Raw genomic sequence first — 15,349 nt, forward strand, 5'->3', positions numbered from 1 at the left:
GCGTGATGCGAGTTTATTGCGCGCGCAGCCGGTAGCCGCGCTGCGCCTTGCTGATGTTTTCGGGAACGAGGCCCGGCAGCGCCTGCTGCAGTTCGGCGGCGAGCGTCGCGAGCGCCGTTTCCGGGCCGTCGATCAGTTCGAGTTCGATTTCGCTGATCGGTTCGCGGCGCGTTTCGTGTTCCGCCTGGACGACGATCTCGCCGAGGTCCACCGCGGCCTCGACGGTTGCGCCGCCGATTGCGATGCGCCACAGCGTACGCGAAAAATCCGTGCGGAACAGCGCGTGCAGCGCGCCGGCCGCGTCATTGAGCGCGGCGGCGGCTTTCGGCACGTCGCAGGCCGCGACGAGCGCGTCGATTTCGAGCGCGTCGCCCGCGACCGGCAGCTCCCATTCGTGGCGGCTATGCAGGCCGCCTTCCGCGCTGCCGACCGTCTTGAACGTCTGCAGCCAGCCGTCCGGCGTGCGGCGCACGCGCACCGCGCTCTTCGAGCGCGCCAGCGCGAGATCGGGCGTGTCGTAATAGACGTTCGCGAGCGCGATGGCACGGCCGGGTTCGCCGGTCAGCGTCTCGAAGAAGCGGCGCGCGGCGTCGGCCTGGCCGGCCGGCAGCGCGAGCTTGATTTCCTGTTCGATCGCCATCAGAAGAACATCCGTGCGAGTTCCTCGCCCGGCTGGTCGGCGCGCATGAACGCCTCGCCGACGAGGAACGTGTTCACGTTCGCCGCGCGCATCGTGTCGACGTCGGTGCGCGACAGGATGCCCGATTCGGTCACGACGATGCGATCCGCCGGAATCATGTCGAGCATGTCGAGCGTGGTCTGGATCGACGTCTCGAACGTGCGCAGGTTGCGGTTGTTGATGCCGAGCAGCGGCGTCTTCAGCGTCAGCGCCTGTTCCATCTCGTGGCGGTCATGCACTTCGACCAGCACCGCCAGGCCGAGCGAGTGCGCATACGCTTCGAGATCCTGCATCAGCGGCGTGTCGAGCGCGGCGGCGATCAGCAGGATCGCGTCGGCGCCCATCGCGCGGGCTTCGACGATCTGGTACGCGTCGACGATGAAGTCCTTGCGCAGCACCGGCAGCGTGCAAGCCGCGCGCGCTTCCTCGAGATAGCGGACGCCGCCCTGGAAGAACTGCTCGTCGGTCAGCACCGACAGGCACGCGGCGCCGTGCGCCGCATACGAGCGCGCGATGTCGGCCGGCACGAAGTGCTCGCGCAGCACGCCTTTCGACGGGCTGGCCTTCTTGATTTCGGCGATCACGGCGGCGTTGCCGGCCGCGTGCTTCGCGCGCAGCGCACCGACGAAGTCGCGGAGGTCGCGCGCGGAGGCTTCCAGTTTCAGTGCCTCGAGCGGCGTGCTGCGCAGGGCCGCCGCGATTTCTTCGCGCTTGACGGCGATGATTCGGTCGAGAATGTCGCTCATAGGGGTTCCTGCTGGATTCGTAAGAGGGTCAGCGCTTGAATTGCTGCGTGAAGCGCACGAGTTCGTCGACCTTCGCGCGGGCCTTGCCGCTCGCGATCGCTTCGCGGGCGAGCTGGATGCCGTCCGCGATCGATTCGGCGATATTGGCCGCGTAGAGCGCGGTGCCCGCGTTCAGCGTGACGATCTCGCGCGCGACGCCCGGCTGGTTGTCCAGCGCGCCGAGCAGCATCGTGCGCGATTCGTCGGCATTTTCCACCTTCAGCGTGCGGTTCGACACCATCTGCAGGCCGAAGTCCTCCGGATGGATCTCGTATTCGTGCACCTTGCCGTCGCGCAACTCGCCGACGAGCGTCGCGGCGCCGAGCGACACCTCGTCCATGCCGTCCTTGCCGTACACGACGAGCACGTGCTGCGCGCCGAGACGCTGCATCACGCGCACCTGGATGCCGACGAGGTCGGGGTGGAACACGCCCATCAGCTGGTTCGGCGCGCCGGCCGGATTGGTCAGCGGGCCGAGGATGTTGAAGATCGTGCGCACGCCGAGTTCGCGGCGCACGGCCGCGATGTTCTTCATCGCCGGGTGATGGTTCGGCGCGAACATGAAGCCCATGCCAGTTTCGGCGATCGATGCGGCGACTTGCTCCGACTGCAGGTCGATGTTCACGCCGAGCGCCTCGAGCACGTCGGCGCTGCCGGACTTGCTCGATACGCCGCGGTTGCCGTGCTTCGCGACCTTCGCGCCCGCGGCCGCCGTGACGAACATCGACGCGGTCGAGATGTTGAACGTGTGCGAGCCGTCGCCGCCGGTGCCGACGATGTCGACGAAATTCGAGTTGTCCTGCACCTCGACGTGGTTCGCGAATTCGCGCATCACGGTCGCGGCGGCGGCGATCTCGCCGATCGTCTCCTTCTTCACGCGCAGCCCGGTGATGATCGCGGCCGCCATCACGGGCGACAGGTCGCCGCGCATGATCAGCCGCATCAGGTGCAGCATTTCGTCGTGGAAGATCTCGCGGTGCTCGATCGTGCGCTGCAGCGCTTCCTGCGGGGTAATCGTCATCGTGCGTCTCCCGTCAGGCAGCCGGTGCGGCGGCATGGGCCGCTGCGCGATGCTGCTTCAGGAAATTCTCGAGCAGCGCATGGCCATGCTCCGAGAGAATCGATTCCGGGTGGAACTGCACGCCTTCGACCGGCAGCGTCTTGTGGCGCACGCCCATGATCTCGCCGTCGTCGGTCCACGCGGACACCTCGAGGCAGTCGGGCAGCGATTCGCGCTCGATCGCGAGCGAGTGGTAGCGCGTCACGTCGAAATGCTTCGGCAGGTCGGCGAACACGCCGCGGCAGTCGGTTTCGATCCGGCTCACCTTGCCGTGCATGATGGTCTTCGCGCGCACGACGCGGCCGCCGAACGCTTCGCCGATCGCCTGGTGGCCGAGGCAGACGCCGAGGATCGGCTTTTTGCCCGCGAATTCGCGCAGCACGTCGAGCGTGATGCCCGCGTGTTGCGGATTGCTCGGGCCGGGCGACAGGCAGATGGTGTCGGGGTTCAGGCGCGCGATGTCGTCGAGCGTGATTTCGTCGTTGCGGTAGGTACGCACGTCCTCGCCGAGTTCGCCGAAGTACTGGACCAGGTTGTAGGTAAACGAGTCGTAGTTGTCGATCATGAGCAGCATGGTCAGTCTCCGGTCAGAAGTCGCTATCGAGGCCGTCCTGGACCTGTTCGGCCGCACGCAGCACCGCGCGCGCCTTGTTCTCGGTCTCTTGCCATTCGGATTCGGGCACCGAATCCGCGACGACGCCGGCCGCCGCTTGCACGTACAGGTTGCCGTTGTGGATCAGGCCCGTGCGGATCGCGATCGCGAGATCCATCTCGCCCGAGAACGACAGGTAGCCGACCGCACCGCCGTACAGCCCGCGCTTGACCGGCTCGAGCTCGTCGATCAGTTCCATCGCGCGCACCTTCGGCGCGCCGGACAGCGTGCCGGCCGGGAACGTCGCGCGCAGCACGTCGTAGTTCGTCATGCCGGGCTTCAGCTTGCCTTCGACCGAGCTGACGATGTGCTGCACGTGCGAGTACTTCTCGATCACCATCTTGTCGGTCACCTGCACCGAGCCGATTTCCGCGATGCGGCCGACGTCGTTGCGCGCGAGGTCGATCAGCATCACGTGCTCGGCGATCTCCTTCGGATCGTTGAGCAGCTCGGTCGCGAGTTCCGCGTCGCGCTCGGGCGTGTTGCCGCGCGGGCGCGTGCCGGCGAGCGGGCGGATCGTGACGATCTGGTCTTCGCCGCGTTTTTCCTGGCGCACCAGGATTTCCGGCGATGCGCCGACCACGTGGAAATCGCCGAAGTTGTAGTAATACATGTACGGCGACGGATTCAGCGAGCGCAGCGCGCGGTACAGCGACAGCGGATTGTCGCGGTACGGCTTCGTGAGTCGCTGGCCGACCTGGATCTGCATCAGCTCGCCGGCCGCGATGTATTCCTTCGCCTGGCGCACGGCGGCCAGATAGTCGTCCTTCTTGAATTCGCGGAACGTCTCGGTGCGCACGCTCGCCGACGTGACGGGCGGCTGCACGGTCGTGCGCAGGCGCTGCTTCAGTTCGCGCAGGCGGTGTTTCGCCTTCGCATACGCTTCGGGCTGGCCCGGGTCCGCGTAGATGATCAGGTAGAGCTTGCCGGCAAGGTTGTCGATCACCGCGACTTCTTCGGTCAGCAGCAACTGGATGTCGGGCAGGCCGAGATCGTCGCGCGGCGCGGTGTTCGCGAGCTTCTTCTCGATGTAGCGCACCGCGTCGTAGCCGAAGTAGCCGGCGAGGCCGCCGCAGAAACGCGGCAGGCCCGGGCGCTGCGCGACCTTGAAGCGCGCCTGGAACGATTCGATGAACTGGAACGGGTCGCCGTCGTGCGTCTCGACGACCTGGCCGTCGCGCACCACTTCCGACACGCCGTTGCGGGTGCGCACGAGCGTGCGGGCCGGCAGGCCGATGAACGAGTAGCGGCCGAAACGCTCGCCGCCGACCACAGATTCGAGCAGGAACGAGTTGGCGCCCGCCCGTTCGGGCTGGGCCAGCTTCAGGTAGAGGGACAGCGGCGTTTCGAGATCGGCGAGGGCTTCCGCGATCAGCGGGATGCGGTTGTAGCCTTCGTTCGCCAGCGATTGGAATTCGAGTTCGGTCATGTTCCGGTCCTGTTCGGGACGAGCGGCGCGTGCGCCAGGGATCACTTGACGCTGCGCGGGTGGCCGTCGGCGAAAGGGCGGTCGATCGAGAAGTGCCTGTTGCCGGCCGGCACTCCGGGCGTGAACGTCGCGAGCCTGCGGCCGAGCCTGAACGCAAGCGTTCGGACACGGTGGAACTCGAGGTGGTGCGACGATCGGCGCGCGGATGCGCAGCGAGATAAAAAACGGCGCTGAAGACGTGCTTCAGCGTACCTCATCGAAGAGGTTAGCGCGACCAGCGACGCCAGGGCCAGGCTCCCCGGTCGATGCTGCTCAGACTCCGTTTTTTATTCAGAAACATGCGGATGGAAGAAATAATCAGAGGGTTGGCCGGCCGGCGTTGTGCGCGGAAATTGCGCGAGCCGCGACCAGCAACGAATCGACTATACCATCCGAATTTATCGTTTGTATAGCTTTGCCGTGGTTGTAGCCGTACGGCACCGTCAGCGTCGCCATCCCGGCCGCGCGGCCTGCCAGCGCGTCGTTTTCCGAGTCCCCGATCGCGACCGCGGCGTCCGGCGCGACGCCCAGCGCATCGCAGGCCGTCAGCATCGGCAGCGGGTCGGGCTTCTTGCGCGCGACGCTGTCGCCGCCCAGCACGATGCCGAAGCTGCCGGCCAGCCCGTATTGCTCGAGCAGCTCGACTGCGAAGCGGTGCGGTTTGTTCGTCACGCACGCGAGCCGGATGCCGGCCGCGCGCAGCGCGTCGAGCCCGGCTGCCACGTCCGGATAGAGACGCGTGTGGCGGCCGTTGATCTTCGCGTATTCGGTCTGGTAGATCGCGAGTGCGTCGTCGAAGCGCGCCTGCGCTTCGTCGGCCTGGAAGCGCGGCTTCAGCACGCTCTGGATCAGGTGTTCGGAGCCCTTGCCGACATAGCCGATCACTTCGTCGCGCGACGTGGCCGGCGCGCCGAGCTGCGCGAGCATCCCGTTCAGGCCGGCCGTGAAATCGTCGGCCGTGTCGACCATCGTGCCGTCGAGGTCGATCAGCGCCGCATCGATGCGCGGCGCGGCGAAGCGGATCGGGGCCGCGTCCGTGGCGGCCCCGGCCGGCGTGCGGCCGGCGAACGACGAGTCGGTCACGGCGTCAGCTCCGTTCGACGGTCGCGAGCGCCGCGCGCATCTCGTCGATCACCTTGCGGTAGTCGGGCTTGCCGAAGATCGCCGAGCCCGCGACGAACGTGTCGGCGCCGGCCGCCGCGATTTCCGCGATGTTGTCGGCCTTCACGCCGCCGTCGACTTCGAGCAGGATCTCGCGGCCGGTGCGCTCGGTGTACGCGTCGATGCGGGCGCGCGCCTCGCGCAGCTTGTTCAGCGTCTCCGGAATGAACGACTGGCCGCCGAAGCCGGGGTTCACCGACATCAGCAGCACGAAGTCGAGGCGATCCATCACGTGGTCGAGGTAGTTCAGCGGCGTGGCCGGATTGAACACGAGACCGGCCTTGCAGCCGTGGTCGCGGATCAGCGACAGCGTGCGGTCGATGTGATCGGAGCCTTCCGGGTGGAAGCTGATCAGGTTCGCGCCGGCCTTCGCGAAATCGGGCACGATCCGGTCGACCGGACGCACCATCAGGTGCACGTCGATCGGCACCTGCACGTGCGGGCGGATCGCCTCGCAGACGAGCGGGCCGATCGTCAGGTTCGGCACATAATGGTTGTCCATCACGTCGAAGTGAATCCAGTCGGCGCCGGCGGCGACTACGTTGCGGACTTCTTCGCCGAGCCGTGCAAAGTCGGCCGACAGGATGCTGGGGGCGATGCGGAATTGAGTCATGGCAGGGGAGCGGGGACGTTGCGGCGCAAAACCGTCATTCTACCGTCCGGCGACCCGCTGCGCGGCGGCAGGCCGTGCGGTTGCGGCCCGATTGCGCATAGAATGCCGAACCAATGCGGCGCGCCCGCGGCCCGGCCGCTCGAGTCGGCGCGCGCGGTTACCTAGAGCGGACACACCATGAGTCAGTATCAGTTCACCGTTTCGGTGAAAACCAGCTACTTGCCGGAACAATCCGACCCCGATCACCGTCAATACGCATTCGCGTACACGCTGACCATCCGCAACACCGGACAGGTCGCGGCGCAGCTGATCGCCCGTCACTGGATCATCACGGACAGCGAAAGCCACGTGCAGGAAGTGAAGGGGCTCGGCGTCGTCGGGCACCAGCCGCTGTTGCAGCCGGGCGAGCATTTCGAATACACGAGCTGGGCCGTGATCGCGACGCCGGTCGGCACGATGCGCGGTGCGTACTTCTGCGTGGCGGAGGACGGCGAGCGTTTCGAGGCGCCGGTCGACGAGTTCGCCCTGCACATGCCGCGCACGCTGCATTGAGCGTGCAGTGTGCGGCGCGCGTCAGCGCGGCTGGCGGTCGTTGTGGCGGGCCTGCTTCTTTCTGCCCGACGACGTCCACACGACGATGAAGATCAGCAGGGCAAGTGCTACGAAGGCTTCGAGCGCGAAGATGAGCATCGGATATTGGTCGAGAAAATCTGACATGGCGGTTTCCATCAAGAACGGACATTGTATGTGGTTTGGGCCCCGGCTGGCCGGGTGGATGGCCGCTGCTGCTGCGGCGGCGCTGCTCGCGGCGTGCGGCGGCGCGCCGACGCGAACTTCCGCGCTGAAGCCGCCGACCGGCGCGGCGATCGTGCCGGGCCAGGTCGCCGCGAAGCGGCTCACGCCGGTCGCGTGGCAGCAGGTGCCGGGCTGGCAGGACGATTCGCTGATCGGCGCGACGGCCGCGCTGCGACAAAATTGCGCGCGGCTTGCGCGTCAGCCGGCCTGGACGCGCGCTTGCGCGGCCGCCGACCGGCTCGACGAACTCGACGTCAGCAGCGCCCGCACCTTCTTCGAAACGTATTTCACGCCGTTCCAGCTCGCGAATACCGACGGTACGCTCGACGGGCTCGTGACCGGCTATTACGAGCCGCTGCTGCACGGTTCGCGCGTGCGTCGCGGCCCGTATCAGTACGCGCTCTATCGCTGGCCGGCCGGCTATCGCGCGGGCGCCGCGCTGCCGGCACGCGCGCAGCTCGAGCGCGCCGGCATCCTGAACGGCAACGAACTCGTGTGGGTCGACGATCCGATCGAGGCGTTCTTCCTGCAGGTGCAGGGCTCGGGGCGCGTGCTGCTCGACGACGGTTCGGTGATGCGGGTCGGCTTCGGTGGCACCAACAATCAACCGTACCGTTCGATCGGCAAATGGCTGCTCGATCGCGGCGAGCTGACGCCCGCGCAGGCGACGATGCAGGGCATCAAGGCCTGGGCGAAAGCGAACCCGACGCGCGTCGACGCGCTGCTCGACACGAATCCGCGCTTCGTGTTCTTCCGCGACATGCCGACCAAGGAGGATGCGCCGCACGGCGGCGCGGACGGTCCGATCGGTGCGCTCGGCGTGCCGCTGACGCCTGAGCGCTCGATCGCGGTCGATCCGTCGTCGATCCCGCTCGGCACGCCGGTGTTCCTGCAGACCACGCGTCCGCTGACGAATACGCCGATGAACCGGCTCGTGTTCGCGCAGGATACGGGCTCGGCGATCAAGGGCGGCGTGCGGGCGGACTATTTCTGGGGGCTTGGCGACGACGCGGGCGACCAGGCCGGCCGGATGAAGCAGGTCGGCCGGATGTGGCTGCTGTTCCCGAATTCGTGATTTGGGGGCGGCGCGGGTTGCCCGGAGGGTGGCTCGTGAACGAGACGCGGCATGGATGGCGCGTCTCATTGTGCGCGGGGCGTGCCGGTCTGATCGCCGGTGTGTCCGTCTGATTTCAGTTCGCGTGATGCTCTGCGTGTCACGTCGAACGATGCTTTGGAGTAGAACAGCCCGATCGGCGTTGGCCGACCGGGCTGTTTCATTTGCAGGCTCGGATTCGCCGCTGCGCGGCGTGCGTGCGGCGAGTGCGCGAAGTTCGCGCCGCTCGCCTGCGCGGCGAGGTGACCTCAGCTCTTGCGCTTGTCGATGACGCGGCGCGCCTTGCCGACCGATCGCTCGATGCCGTTCACCGGCAGCACGTTGATCACGGCCGTCACGCCGATCAGCGACTTGATGTCGTACGCGAGCGCCTGTTTCGCCGCCTGGATCGCCGCGGTGTCGGGCGCGGTTTCCGGGCAGGGCTCGACGTTGAGCGTCAGCACGTCCAGCGGGCCTTCCTTCGTCAGCACGATCTGATAGTGCGGCGCGAGTGCACGCTGCTTGAGCAACTGCTCCTCGATTTGCGTCGGGAACACGTTGACGCCACGCACGATCATCATGTCGTCCGACCGGCCGGTGATCTTCTCCATCCGGCGCATCGTTCGGGCGGTGGCCGGCAACAGGCGCGTGAGGTCACGGGTGCGGTAGCGGATGATCGGCAGCGCTTCCTTCGTCAGCGACGTGAAGACGAGCTCGCCGAGTTCGCCGTCCGGCAGCACTTCGCCGGTTTCCGGGTCGATGATTTCCGGATAGAAGTGGTCTTCCCAGATGGTCGGGCCATCCTTGGTCTCGACGCATTCGGATGCCACGCCCGGGCCCATCACTTCGGACAGCCCGTAGATGTCGACCGCATCGATGCCCATCCGCTGTTCGATCGCGACGCGCATGTCGTTGGTCCACGGCTCCGCGCCGAAGATGCCGATGCGCAGTGAACTCCGCACCGGATCGAGGCCCTGGCGCTCGATCTCGTCGGCGATCGACAGCATGTAGCTCGGCGTGACCATGATGATGTCGGGCCGGAAATCCTGGATCAGATGTACCTGCTTCTCGGTCTGGCCGCCGCCGAACGGGATCACGGTGAGGCCCGCGCGTTCGGCGCCGTAGTGCGCGCCGAGCCCGCCCGTGAACAACCCGTAACCGTAGCTGACGTGCACCTTGTCGCCGCGGCGCGCACCCGCGGCGCGGATCGAACGTGCGACGAGATTCGCCCACGTGTCGATGTCGGCGGCCGTATAGCCGACGACCGTCGGCTTGCCGGTCGTGCCGGACGACGCATGGATACGCGAAATCTGGTCCTGCGGCACCGCGAACATCCCGAACGGATAGTTGTCGCGCAGGTCGCCCTTGGTCGTGAACGGGAAGCGCGACAGGTCGGCGAGCGACTTCAGGTCGTCCGGATGCACGCCCGCTTCGTCGAACTTGCGGCGATAGACGGGCGAGTGGTCATACGCATGCCGGAGCGACCACTTGAGGCGTTCGAGCTGCAGCGCGGTCAGCTCGTCGCGTGAGGCGGTCTCGATCGGCTCGAGCGGTAGCGGGGTAGTCATGCATGTCTCCAGTGTTTGTTATGGACGAGCCGCCGACGTCAGTGGTCTTCCGGGATGACCGTGCCCTTGATCTGGGCGGATTTGCCGCGAAACATCGCGACCGTCTCGCCTGTCTGGTTCGTGACGCGGATGTCGTAGATGCCGTGGCGGCCGGCACGCGCCTGCTCGATCGCCTCGGCCGTCAGCAGGTCGCCGCCGTGCACGGGGCGGAGGAATTCGATCGAGCAGCCGGCCGCGACCGCATTCAGGTTGTACGAGTTGCACGCGAACGCGAACGTCGAATCGGCGAGCGTGAAGATGATCCCGCCGTGGCAGGTCTGGTGCCCGTTCAGGAATTCGGGCCGCACGCGCATCTGAAGGCGGGCGTAGCCTGCGCGTACTTCAGCGATTTCCATACCGAACGCACGGCTGCAGGCGTCGGCGTCGTACATGGCCTGCGCGGTGGCGCGGGCGAGCGAATCGGGGTCGAGCGTGGCGGTGGCATTCGTCATGTCAACGCCCCTCGAAGCGCGGTGCGCGCTTCTCGATGAAAGCCTGCACGCCTTCCGCATAGTCGTGCGACTGGCCGAGCTTGCGCTGCAGGTCGCGTTCCACGTCGAGCTGCTGATCGAGCGTGTTCGTGACGCTGTCTCGCATCGACTGCTTGATCGATGCGATGGCGAGCGTCGGCTGCTGCGCGAGCTGGGTGGCGAGCTGGCGGGTTGTCGCGACGAGCGCGTCGTCGTCGACCGCACGCCAGATCAGGCCCCACTGTTCGGCCTGCTCGGCGCCGAGCTTGTCGCCGGTCAGCGCGAGCCCCAGCGCGCGTGCCATACCGACGCGTTGCGGCAGGAACCACGTGCCGCCCGAATCGGGCACGAGTCCGATCTTGACGAAGGCCTGAATGAAACTGCTCGAGCGGGCGGCAAACACCAGATCGCACGCCAGTGCCAGATTCGCGCCGGCGCCGGCTGCCGTGCCGTTGACGGCGGCGATCACCGGAATCGGCAGGCGCTGCAGGCGGCGAATCAGTGGATTGAAATGCTCGTCGATCAGCGTGCCGAGATCGGTGGACGCGCCCGGCGTGAAGTCGAGGTCGGCCAGATCCTGACCCGCGCAAAAGCCGCGCCCCGCACCCGTCAGGATCAGCGCGCGCACGCCGGCCGCCTCGACCTCATCGAGCGCCGACTGCAGTTCGCGATGCATCGCCCGCGTGAAGCTGTTCAGCTTGTCGGGCCGGTTGAGCGTGACCGTGGCCACGCCCGCAGCCTGATCGATATCCAGTTGGATCGCCTGATAGGACATGCAGTGTCTCCTTCATGACTTCGTTATAGGCGGGCGGCGCGTGGGTTACACGCGTTCGATCGCGATCGCGATGCCCTGGCCGACGCCGATGCACATCGTACAGAGCGCGAAGCGGCCGCCGGTACGCTCGAGTTGATGGAGTGCCGTGGTGACGAGCCGCGCGCCCGATGCGCCGAGCGGGTGGCCGAGCGCGATCGCACCGCCGTTCGGGTTCACGCGCGGATCATCGTCGGCCACGCCGAGCATGCGCAGCACGGCGAGACCTTGCGACGCGAACGCCTCGTTCAGTTCGATCACGTCGAACTGGTCGATGCGCATGCCGAGCTGGTGCAGCAGTTTCTGCGTGGCCGGCGCGGGGCCGATGCCCATCACGCGCGGCTCGATGCCGGCGGTCGCCATGCCGACGACGCGCGCGCGGCGGCGCAGGCCATACTGGTCGGCCGCCTGCGCATTGGCGAGTAGCAGCGCGCAGGCGCCGTCGTTCACGCCCGACGCGTTGCCGGCCGTTACCGAGCCGTCGGGACGCACGACGCCCTTCAGTTTCGCGAGCGCTTCGAGCGACGTTTCGCGCGGATGTTCGTCGCGCGACACGACGATGGCATCGCCTTTCTTCTGCGGAATCGTGACCGCGACGATTTCTTCAGCGAGCGTGCCGTCCTGCTGCGCCCGTGCGGCCTTCTGCTGGCTGCGCAGCGCGAACAGGTCCTGATCCGCGCGGCTGATGTCGTAGTCGACCGCGACGTTCTCGGCGGTTTCCGGCATCGAATCGACACCGTACAGCTGCTTCATCAGCGGATTGACGAAGCGCCAGCCGATCGTCGTGTCGTAGATGTCGGCCTGGCGCGCGAACGCGCTTGCGGCCTTGCCCATCACGAACGGCGCGCGCGTCATGCTCTCGACGCCGCCTGCAATCATCAGGCGCGCTTCACCTGCCTTGATGGCGCGCGCGGCCGTGCCGACCGCGTCCATGCCGGAACCGCACAGCCGGTTCAGCGTCGTGCCCGGCACGGCAGCAGGCAGGCCCGCCAGCAGCGCCGACATGCGCGCGACGTTGCGGTTGTCCTCGCCGGCCTGATTCGCGCAGCCGTAGATCACGTCGTCGATCGCCGCCCAGTCGACGTCGCGATTGCGCTCGATCAGCGCCTTGAGCGGCACCGCGCCGAGGTCGTCAGCACGGACATCTTTCAGGGCGCCGCCGTAGCGGCCGATGGGGGTGCGAATCGCATCGCAGATGTAGGCGTCTGTCATGAGCGTATCGGTGAGTGACGAACCCGCCGGGTGGCGGATTCGTTCATGGTAGAGAACGTAGTGGCGTTTGCACGTCGGCCAATCGGGTTATGCCGTCTGGCCAGCTTCCGCGGGTGCCGCCTTCGGGGCAACATGGACGCGGCTTTGCACCACGCGGAACCGGTTGGCGACGAATGCCGGGTCGGCCAGCGCTGCGTTGGCGGCCGGGTTCGCGCCCGTGCCGTGGAAGTCGGAGAACGCGGCCGACTGGTTGACGAATACGCCGCCCGTGAGGTTGATCGACAGCGCGACGCCGCCACGCACTGCCGCGTCGTGTGCGGCGTCGACGATTGCGTCGTCCGTGCTGTAGACGGAGAGGGTCAGCGCACCATGCTCGGCGGCGATTTCACCGGCGAGATCGAGCGACTGCGCGGTCGAGTCGGTCGCGATCACGAACGAGATCGGGCCGAACCACTCCTGTGTGAATTTCTCGCGGTCGGCCACGTCGAGTTGCAGCACGAGCGGCGTACGCACGCGCGCATCGGGGAAGGCGGGATGCTGGAGCGTCACGCTGTCCGCGAGTACGCGGCCGAGCTTGCGCGCGTCGTCGATGCGCGCAGTCACGCCGTCGTTCTGGATCGCACCGATCAGTTCGACCGAGCGAGCTGGATCGCCGGTGAGTTTTTGCACGGCAACCGCGATCGCCTGCGCGACTTCGTCGAAGCTCGCATGGCCGTCGGTCGTCCGGATGCCGTCGCGTGGCACGTAGATGTTCTGCGGTGCCGTGCACATCTGGCCGGAGTACAGCGCCAGCGAGAACGCGATGTTCTTGGCGGCGGCCTTCAGGTCGTCTGTCGAGTCGATCACGATCTGGTTGACGCCGGCTTTCTCGGTGTAGACCTGTGCCTGGTGGGCATGGCGTTCGAGCCACGTGCCGTTCTGCGTGCTGCCGGTGAAGTCGATCAGCTTGATCTCGGGGCGCAGCGCGAGGTCCTGGACGAGGGCGCCGTCGTTGGGTTCGGTCGCGAGGAGCGTGACGACGTTCGGATCGAACCCGGCTTCGCGCAGCACGTCGCGGGCGATCCGCACCGTGATGGCGAGCGGCAGGATCGCGCCGGGGTGCGGTTTGACGATCACGGTATTACCGGTTGCCAGGTCGGCGAACAGGCCCGGGTAGCCGTTCCAGGTCGGGAACGTGCAGCAGCCGAGCACGAGGCCCGTGCCGCGCGGCACGATCGTGTAGCGCTTGTGCATCGCGAGCGGCGGGTTCTTGCCTTGGGGCTTTTCCCAGTGCGCGTCGGCCGGGATGCGGCGCAGTTCGTCCCACGCATAGGCGACCGCCTCGAGGGCGCGGTCCTGCGCGTGCGGGCCGCCGGCCTGAAACGCCATCATGAAGGCTTGCCCGGTGGTGTGCATCACGCTGTAGGCAATTTCGAAGCTTGCACGGTTTAGGCGCGCGAGGATTTCGAGGCTGACGCCGACCCATGCGCTCGGGCCGGCTTCGCGCCACGTGCGTTGCGCGGCGGCGGCGGCAGCGATCAGTGCGTCGGGCGTCGATTTCGGGTACCGGACGCCCAGCCCGATGCCGTACGGCGAGCGCTCGGCGCCGACCGTTTCACCGGTCGCCGGCTGGTCGAGCACGAAGGTCTTGTCGAGGTGTGACTTGAACGCGGCCTCACCGTCCGCGCTGGCGCTTTCCCCGTACACTTTGGGGCTCGGCATTTCGGCGAACGGGCTCCAGTACCCGCGGCTCTCGATGGCGGCGAGTGCGTGTTTCAGCGTGTCTTCGTGCTTCGTGAACAGTGCGTGGGTCATGGCGGCGGCCTGATGAACGTTGAGAGGGATTGGATCGATTAATTAACCGACCGGTTGGTCGGAGAATGATAGCATCAAACTATTCGCATGTGCGAGGCGTTTCTCATTTCATTGATCGAGGAGAAATAGATGGCTTACGAGAACATCCTGGTGGAGACCCGGGGGCGTGTCGGTCTGGTGACGCTGAACCGTCCGAAGGCGCTGAATGCGCTGAACGATGCGCTGATGGATGAGTTGGGCGCGGCACTGAAGGCGTTCGATGCGGACGACGATATCGGTGCGATCGTCGTGACCGGCAGCGAGAAGGCATTCGCGGCCGGCGCGGACATCGGCATGATGGCGACCTACTCCTATATGGATGTTTATCGGGGCGACTACATCACGCGCAACTGGGAGACGGTCCGCGAGATCCGCAAACCGATCATTGCCGCAGTTTCGGGCTTTGCGCTGGGCGGCGGCTGCGAACTCGCGATGATGTGCGACATCATCTTCGCGGCGGACACGGCCAAGTTCGGTCAGCCGGAAATCAAGCTGGGCGTCATGCCGGGCGCGGGCGGTACGCAGCGTCTGCCGCGCGCGGTATCGAAGGCGAAGGCGATGGACATGTGCCTGACCGCGCGCTTCATGGACGCCGCCGAGGCCGAGCGTGCCGGGCTCGTTTCGCGCGTGCTGCCGGCCGACAAGGTGCTCGAGGAGGCGATTGCTGCCGCGACGACGATCGCCGAGTTTTCGCTGCCGGCGGTCATGATGGTCAAGGAGTCGGTGAACCGCGCGTACGAGACGACGCTGGCTGAAGGCGTCCACTTCGAGCGCCGGTTGTTCCATTCATTGTTCGCAACCGAAGACCAGAAGGAAGGGATGGCGGCGTTCGTCGAGAAGCGGAAGCCGGTGTTCAAGCACCGCTGATCGACTGGCGTCGGTCGGGTGTCCGGTGGCTGGCCTGCATCGGTTATCGGCGGAATCGCCTTGACCCGTTCATCAAAAGCCTCCGTGCGCGGCAGCGCACGGAGGCTTTTTCAAACTTTCTTCACAAAGCGCTTGCGTGGATGGGGGCGGGTGCTTAGAATCACGCCTCTTTCGCGCTAACGGAAACACGGCGCGGAAGGAAGGGAAGCAGTGCTGTTGAGGTTCGGCGGTAGCGAGCCTCTG

At 66.7% G+C, this 15,349-nt stretch carries 16 protein-coding genes; 3 read left to right on the forward strand and 13 right to left on the reverse strand.

All coding sequences use genetic code 11. The annotated features are described in order from the left end of the window. Positions 1-13: 13 nt before the first annotated feature. From JMF86_RS02230 to rpe, 7 genes are all read right to left on the reverse strand, one after another. Positions 14-640: a CYTH domain-containing protein gene (locus JMF86_RS02230; RefSeq protein WP_054928328.1), complete on the reverse strand. Its 627-nt coding sequence runs from the start codon at positions 638-640 to the stop codon at positions 14-16. Next, positions 640-1,425, reverse strand: a complete 786-nt coding sequence (gene trpC, locus JMF86_RS02235) for an indole-3-glycerol phosphate synthase TrpC (protein WP_054928329.1) — start codon at positions 1,423-1,425, stop codon at positions 640-642. The genes JMF86_RS02230 and trpC overlap by 1 nt, the downstream gene beginning before the upstream one ends. Before the next feature lie 28 nt (positions 1,426-1,453). Next, positions 1,454-2,485, reverse strand: a complete 1,032-nt coding sequence (gene trpD / locus JMF86_RS02240; RefSeq protein ID WP_006477042.1) for an anthranilate phosphoribosyltransferase — start codon at positions 2,483-2,485, stop codon at positions 1,454-1,456. A gap of 13 nt (positions 2,486-2,498) precedes the next feature. Then, entirely contained in the window at positions 2,499-3,098 is a 600-nt protein-coding gene (locus JMF86_RS02245; protein WP_006477041.1) for an aminodeoxychorismate/anthranilate synthase component II, read from the reverse strand. 13 nt (positions 3,099-3,111) lie between these two features. Further along, positions 3,112-4,605, reverse strand: coding sequence for an anthranilate synthase component I (trpE, locus tag JMF86_RS02250; RefSeq protein ID WP_006477040.1), 1,494 nt, complete (start codon positions 4,603-4,605; stop codon positions 3,112-3,114). A gap of 357 nt (positions 4,606-4,962) precedes the next feature. Beyond that, positions 4,963-5,727: a phosphoglycolate phosphatase gene (locus tag JMF86_RS02255; RefSeq protein WP_054928330.1), complete on the reverse strand. Its 765-nt coding sequence runs from the start codon at positions 5,725-5,727 to the stop codon at positions 4,963-4,965. A gap of 4 nt (positions 5,728-5,731) precedes the next feature. Beyond that, positions 5,732-6,418: a ribulose-phosphate 3-epimerase gene (rpe, locus tag JMF86_RS02260; RefSeq protein WP_006482066.1), complete on the reverse strand. Its 687-nt coding sequence runs from the start codon at positions 6,416-6,418 to the stop codon at positions 5,732-5,734. Positions 6,419-6,595: 177 nt separating this feature from the next. Between rpe and apaG the strand changes: the two genes are divergently transcribed. Further along, complete coding sequence (gene apaG, locus JMF86_RS02265) at positions 6,596-6,970, forward strand: Co2+/Mg2+ efflux protein ApaG (protein WP_006477037.1); 375 nt, start codon at positions 6,596-6,598, stop codon at positions 6,968-6,970. A gap of 21 nt (positions 6,971-6,991) precedes the next feature. Here the strand turns inward: apaG and JMF86_RS34955 are convergent, their stop codons facing one another. Then, positions 6,992-7,135, reverse strand: a complete 144-nt coding sequence (locus JMF86_RS34955) for a hypothetical protein (RefSeq protein ID WP_006482075.1) — start codon at positions 7,133-7,135, stop codon at positions 6,992-6,994. Between the two features lie 28 nt (positions 7,136-7,163). Between JMF86_RS34955 and JMF86_RS02270 the strand changes: the two genes are divergently transcribed. Further along, complete coding sequence (locus tag JMF86_RS02270) at positions 7,164-8,288, forward strand: murein transglycosylase A (protein ID WP_027809350.1); 1,125 nt, start codon at positions 7,164-7,166, stop codon at positions 8,286-8,288. A 287-nt stretch (positions 8,289-8,575) separates the two neighbouring features. Here the strand turns inward: JMF86_RS02270 and paaK are convergent, their stop codons facing one another. The 5 genes from paaK to paaN all read right to left on the reverse strand — a co-directional run bounded on the left by paaK (position 8,576) and on the right by paaN (position 14,200). Further along, positions 8,576-9,874: a phenylacetate--CoA ligase PaaK gene (gene paaK / locus JMF86_RS02275; protein WP_054928331.1), complete on the reverse strand. Its 1,299-nt coding sequence runs from the start codon at positions 9,872-9,874 to the stop codon at positions 8,576-8,578. 38 nt (positions 9,875-9,912) lie between these two features. Then, positions 9,913-10,365: a hydroxyphenylacetyl-CoA thioesterase PaaI gene (gene paaI, locus JMF86_RS02280; protein ID WP_011546526.1), complete on the reverse strand. Its 453-nt coding sequence runs from the start codon at positions 10,363-10,365 to the stop codon at positions 9,913-9,915. A 1-nt stretch (position 10,366) separates the two neighbouring features. Beyond that, positions 10,367-11,158: a 2-(1,2-epoxy-1,2-dihydrophenyl)acetyl-CoA isomerase PaaG gene (gene paaG, locus JMF86_RS02285; protein ID WP_027813574.1), complete on the reverse strand. Its 792-nt coding sequence runs from the start codon at positions 11,156-11,158 to the stop codon at positions 10,367-10,369. A gap of 45 nt (positions 11,159-11,203) precedes the next feature. After that, the gene (gene pcaF, locus JMF86_RS02290) at positions 11,204-12,406 is read right to left on the reverse strand and encodes a 3-oxoadipyl-CoA thiolase (RefSeq protein WP_054928332.1); all 1,203 of its coding nucleotides are present in this window, start codon (positions 12,404-12,406) and stop codon (positions 11,204-11,206) included. An 87-nt stretch (positions 12,407-12,493) separates the two neighbouring features. Continuing rightward, positions 12,494-14,200, reverse strand: a complete 1,707-nt coding sequence (paaN, locus tag JMF86_RS02295) for a phenylacetic acid degradation protein PaaN (RefSeq protein ID WP_054928333.1) — start codon at positions 14,198-14,200, stop codon at positions 12,494-12,496. Between the two features lie 129 nt (positions 14,201-14,329). On the opposite strand from paaN, the gene JMF86_RS02300 reads away from it, so the two are divergent. Continuing rightward, a complete protein-coding gene (locus tag JMF86_RS02300) occupies positions 14,330-15,106 on the forward strand; it encodes an enoyl-CoA hydratase (protein WP_006477030.1) in 777 nt (258 codons plus the stop codon). The last annotated feature ends 243 nt before the right edge of the window (positions 15,107-15,349 follow it).

It is taken from the genome of Burkholderia sp. E168m15 (genome assembly GCF_016586105.1).
GTDB classification, from domain to species: domain Bacteria; phylum Pseudomonadota; class Gammaproteobacteria; order Burkholderiales; family Burkholderiaceae; genus Burkholderia; species Burkholderia orbicola.

Coding starts and splice junctions, on each gene's coding strand:
- JMF86_RS02245 (WP_006477041.1), bottom strand. CDS start 3,098: ATGCTGCTCATGATCGACAACTACGACTCGTTTACCTACAACCTGGTC.
- paaN (WP_054928333.1), bottom strand. CDS start 14,200: ATGACCCACGCACTGTTCACGAAGCACGAAGACACGCTGAAACACGCA.
- trpC (WP_054928329.1), bottom strand. CDS start 1,425: ATGAGCGACATTCTCGACCGAATCATCGCCGTCAAGCGCGAAGAAATC.
- JMF86_RS02270 (WP_027809350.1), top strand. CDS start 7,164: ATGTGGTTTGGGCCCCGGCTGGCCGGGTGGATGGCCGCTGCTGCTGCG.
- trpE (WP_006477040.1), bottom strand. CDS start 4,605: ATGACCGAACTCGAATTCCAATCGCTGGCGAACGAAGGCTACAACCGC.
- rpe (WP_006482066.1), bottom strand. CDS start 6,418: ATGACTCAATTCCGCATCGCCCCCAGCATCCTGTCGGCCGACTTTGCA.
- pcaF (WP_054928332.1), bottom strand. CDS start 12,406: ATGACAGACGCCTACATCTGCGATGCGATTCGCACCCCCATCGGCCGC.
- JMF86_RS34955 (WP_006482075.1), bottom strand. CDS start 7,135: ATGTCAGATTTTCTCGACCAATATCCGATGCTCATCTTCGCGCTCGAA.
- apaG (WP_006477037.1), top strand. CDS start 6,596: ATGAGTCAGTATCAGTTCACCGTTTCGGTGAAAACCAGCTACTTGCCG.
- JMF86_RS02300 (WP_006477030.1), top strand. CDS start 14,330: ATGGCTTACGAGAACATCCTGGTGGAGACCCGGGGGCGTGTCGGTCTG.
- trpD (WP_006477042.1), bottom strand. CDS start 2,485: ATGACGATTACCCCGCAGGAAGCGCTGCAGCGCACGATCGAGCACCGC.
- paaK (WP_054928331.1), bottom strand. CDS start 9,874: ATGACTACCCCGCTACCGCTCGAGCCGATCGAGACCGCCTCACGCGAC.
- JMF86_RS02230 (WP_054928328.1), bottom strand. CDS start 640: ATGGCGATCGAACAGGAAATCAAGCTCGCGCTGCCGGCCGGCCAGGCC.
- paaI (WP_011546526.1), bottom strand. CDS start 10,365: ATGACGAATGCCACCGCCACGCTCGACCCCGATTCGCTCGCCCGCGCC.
- paaG (WP_027813574.1), bottom strand. CDS start 11,158: ATGTCCTATCAGGCGATCCAACTGGATATCGATCAGGCTGCGGGCGTG.